This is a genomic window from Streptomyces sp. NPDC097129 (assembly GCF_055668065.1).
In genome coordinates, this window is record NZ_JBVOQE010000114.1 from 1 (window position 1) to 1,073 (window position 1,073).

Below are 1,073 nucleotides of genomic sequence, written 5' to 3' on the forward strand. Positions count from 1 at the left end.
TCTTTCGTAAGTTTTCTTTCGTAAGTTTTATAGAGCATTGGCTGAAATGCATCAATATTCCTTTTGCTATTCCCCATCTCTAATAGCATGGGATATAGATCCTTTTCAGCCAATGCTCTATAAAACTTCTTCCTTTTAGTTGTTTGTTTTATTATTCTCATAGAGATACCTCCAAAACAGAGTCATCAAAAAGGAAGAAAGAAAACTTACGAAAGAACTGTCCCATTAAAAGCATATATACTCCACAAGTGACCCAACCTATTGGTTGTCGTGCGAAGTCATTAATATACGTACTAATCCCAAAAGAATAAGAAACAGCTAAAAGGAATATGACAACAACAACTCCCAGCATCTTCACATCTGTTAGATGCCCGTTTTTCTTGTTTTGATATTCACTCTGTTTCTTTTTCATATCGTTATGGTATGTTTTGATATCTTTTAACGTATCTATATTTGTTCGTCCTTCTAGCATCGCTGTTTCTAATTGCTCTAAAAATTGAGCAAAGATAACATCATCTTGATATTTATTTTCCATTGACGTAAAAGCCTTATTAATCATGGTATTATCTGCACCAATTAACCTAGCTTGAAGTTCATTAATATCCTTTTGAAATTCCCCTTCTGCTCTGGTATTAGTTATTTCCAAAGCCATCGTCACTGTTTTACCATCATCCGTTAATATCTGCGTTATGTTGTTAATAAATTTATTTCTCTGAGCGAAGGATTGATACTGATAAACCTTTTCCACACTTTTAGGTAAAAGTACTTTCATTCCATATAAGGCACCTGTAATAGCCATAAAGATAGAAAGCCACCAATAATAAAGTAACAAGAATGTAAAACCAGCAAATAGTAAAGCTGGCATTCCAACATAGGAAACAAAATCTTTTGTTTTTAAGGGCTTTCCGTATGCCACTTTATAAGCATTTAATTCATTAACATTTAAAACACGTTTTTTTCGAGTATTTAACTTTCTCACATTTTTATTAACTTTCACTAATAAACACCTGCTTTTTTCCTCCCAGAAACTAAGAGTTGGAGAGTAAGAATACTATAATTAACTTATAATAGCT

General features: G+C 32.4%; 1 protein-coding gene. It reads right to left on the bottom strand.

Translation table 11 applies throughout. From position 1 onward, the window contains the following. Positions 1 to 157: 157 nt before the first annotated feature. Positions 158 to 997 carry a hypothetical protein gene (locus AC0B9F_RS38505; protein WP_235856716.1) on the bottom strand — a complete coding sequence of 280 codons (840 nt, stop codon included), beginning with the start codon at positions 995 to 997 and terminating at the stop codon, positions 158 to 160. Between the last annotated feature and the right edge of the window lie 76 nt (positions 998 to 1,073).